Source organism: Aeromonas piscicola (assembly GCF_000820005.1).
GTDB classification, from domain to species: domain Bacteria; phylum Pseudomonadota; class Gammaproteobacteria; order Enterobacterales; family Aeromonadaceae; genus Aeromonas; species Aeromonas piscicola.
The window spans coordinates 1-3,065 of record NZ_CDBL01000074.1; the positions used below are offsets into that span (position 1 = coordinate 1).

1 rRNA gene is annotated in these 3,065 nt (G+C 52.1%); it reads right to left on the reverse strand.

The features are described from left to right. Positions 1–19: 19 nt before the first annotated feature. A 23S ribosomal RNA gene (locus BN1128_RS19690) occupies positions 20–2,909 on the reverse strand. Positions 2,910–3,065 lie beyond the last annotated feature (156 nt).

Consider the following 3,065-nt stretch of genomic DNA (forward strand, 5'->3'; position numbering starts at 1 on the left):
AACACTTCTTGGGTGTTGTATGGTTAAGCCTCACGGGTAATTAGTATGGGTTAGCTCAACACGTCGCCGCGCTTACACACCCCACCTATCAACGTTGTGGTCTCCAACGGCCCTTTAGGACCCTCAAGGGGTCAGGGATGACTCATCTCAGGGCTCGCTTCCCGCTTAGATGCTTTCAGCGGTTATCGATTCCGAACTTAGCTACCGGGCAGTGCCACTGGCGTGACAACCCGAACACCAGAGGTTCGTTCACTCCGGTCCTCTCGTACTAGGAGCAACTCCCTTCAATCATCCAACGCCCACGGCAGATAGGGACCGAACTGTCTCACGACGTTCTGAACCCAGCTCGCGTACCACTTTAAATGGCGAACAGCCATACCCTTGGGACCGACTTCAGCCCCAGGATGTGATGAGCCGACATCGAGGTGCCAAACACCGCCGTCGATATGAACTCTTGGGCGGTATCAGCCTGTTATCCCCGGAGTACCTTTTATCCGTTGAGCGATGGCCCTTCCATTCAGAACCACCGGATCACTATGACCTACTTTCGTACCTGCTCGACCTGTCCGTCTCGCAGTTAAGCTGGCTTATGCCATTGCACTAACCTCCTGATGTCCGACCAGGATTAGCCAACCTTCGTGCTCCTCCGTTACTCTTTGGGAGGAGACCGCCCCAGTCAAACTACCCACCAGGCACTGTCCGCGATCCCGATTCAGGGACCTGCGTTAGAACATCAAACATACAAGGGTGGTATTTCAAGGACGGCTCCAGCGCAACTGGCGTCACGCCTTCAAAGCCTCCCACCTATCCTACACATGTAGGTTCAATGTTCAGTGCCAAGCTGTAGTAAAGGTTCACGGGGTCTTTCCGTCTAGCCGCGGGTACACCGCATCTTCACGGCGAATTCGATTTCACTGAGTCTCGGGTGGAGACAGCATGGCCATGGTTACACCATTCGTGCAGGTCGGAACTTACCCGACAAGGAATTTCGCTACCTTAGGACCGTTATAGTTACGGCCGCCGTTTACCGGGGCTTCGATCAAGAGCTTCGCTTGCGCTAACCCCATCAATTAACCTTCCGGCACCGGGCAGGTGTCACACCCTATACGTCCACTTTCGTGTTTGCAGAGTGCTGTGTTTTTGATAAACAGTCCCAGCCATCTGGTCACTGCGACTCCCAACTGCTCCATCCGCAAGGGACTTCACTGTCAAGAGCGAACCTTCTCCCGAAGTTACGGTTCTATTTTGCCTAGTTCCTTCACCCGAGTTCTCTCAAGCGCCTTGGTATTCTCTACCCGACCACCTGTGTCGGTTTGGGGTACGATGACTTGTAATCTGAAGCTTAGAGGCTTTTCCTGGAAGCAGGGCATCAATGGCTTCACCACCGTAGTGGCTTCGTCTCGTGTCTCAGTGTTGTGTCTCCGGATTTGCCTAGAAACACCACCTACGCACTTTCACCAGGACAACCGTCGCCTGGCCCACCTAGCCTTCTCCGTCCCCCCATCGCAATTACAAGTCGTGCAGGAATATTAACCTGCTTCCCATCGATTACGCCTTTCGGCCTCACCTTAGGGGTCGACTCACCCTGCCCCGATTAACGTTGGACAGGAACCCTTGGTCTTCCGGCGAGGAGGCTTTTCACCCCCTTTATCGTTACTTACGTCAGCATTCGCACTTCTGATATCTCCAGCATACCTCTCGATACACCTTCGCAGACTTACAGAACGCTCCCCTACCACTCACACATAAGTGTGAATCCGCGGCTTCGGTGCCTGGTTTGAGCCCCGTTACATCTTCCGCGCAGGCCGACTCGACTAGTGAGCTATTACGCTTTCTTTAAATGATGGCTGCTTCTAAGCCAACATCCTAGCTGTCTGAGCCTTCCCACATCGTTTCCCACTTAACCAGAACTTTGGGACCTTAGCCGGCGGTCTGGGTTGTTTCCCTCTTCACGACGGACGTTAGCACCCGCCGTGTGTCTCCCGGATATTACTTACTGGTATTCGGAGTTTGCATGGAGTTGGTAAGTCGGGATGACCCCCTAGTCCAAACAGTGCTCTACCCCCAGTAGTATTCGTCCGAGGCGCTACCTAAATAGCTTTCGGGGAGAACCAGCTATCTCCGAGTTTGATTGGCCTTTCACCCCCAGCCACAGGTCATCCCCTAACTTTGCAACGTTAGTGGGTTCGGTCCTCCAGTTGATGTTACTCAACCTTCAACCTGCCCATGGCTAGATCACCCGGTTTCGGGTCTACACCTTGCAACTAGACGCCCAGTTAAGACTCGGTTTCCCTACGGCTCCCCTATACGGTTAACCTCGCTACAAAATGTAAGTCGCTGACCCATTATACAAAAGGTACGCAGTCACCCCGAAGGGCTCCCACTGCTTGTACGTACACGGTTTCAGGTTCTATTTCACTCCCCTCACAGGGGTTCTTTTCGCCTTTCCCTCACGGTACTGGTTCACTATCGGTCAGTCAGGAGTATTTAGCCTTGGAGGATGGTCCCCCCATATTCAGACAGGATGTCACGTGTCCCGCCCTACTCGATTTCACTTCAAGGTCGTTTTCATGTACGGGGCTATCACCCTGTATCGCTGGCCTTTCCAGGACCATTCCACTAACTTCCAAGAAACTTAAGGGCTAATCCCCGTTCGCTCGCCGCTACTGAGGGAATCTCGGTTGATTTCTTTTCCTCGGGGTACTTAGATGTTTCAGTTCTCCCGGTTCGCCTCTATTACCTATGTATTCAGTAATAGATACCCAGCTTGTGCTGGGTGGGTTTCCCCATTCGGAAATCTGTGAGTAATAGCGTCTCTTACCGACTTCTCACAGCTTATCGCAGGTTAGTACGTCCTTCATCGCCTCTGACTGCCAAGGCATCCACCATGTACGCTTAGTCACTTAACCATACAACCCCAAGAAGTGTCGTCGAAACGACGCGACTTGTTGTCGTACAACAAGGACCAAAATAAATTTTGGTTTTCGCCAAGAAGTTTCCAAAGCACTTGTAACAAATGTTTGAGAACTACTTTTTAAATCAGCTTTCCAGATTGTTAAAGAGCA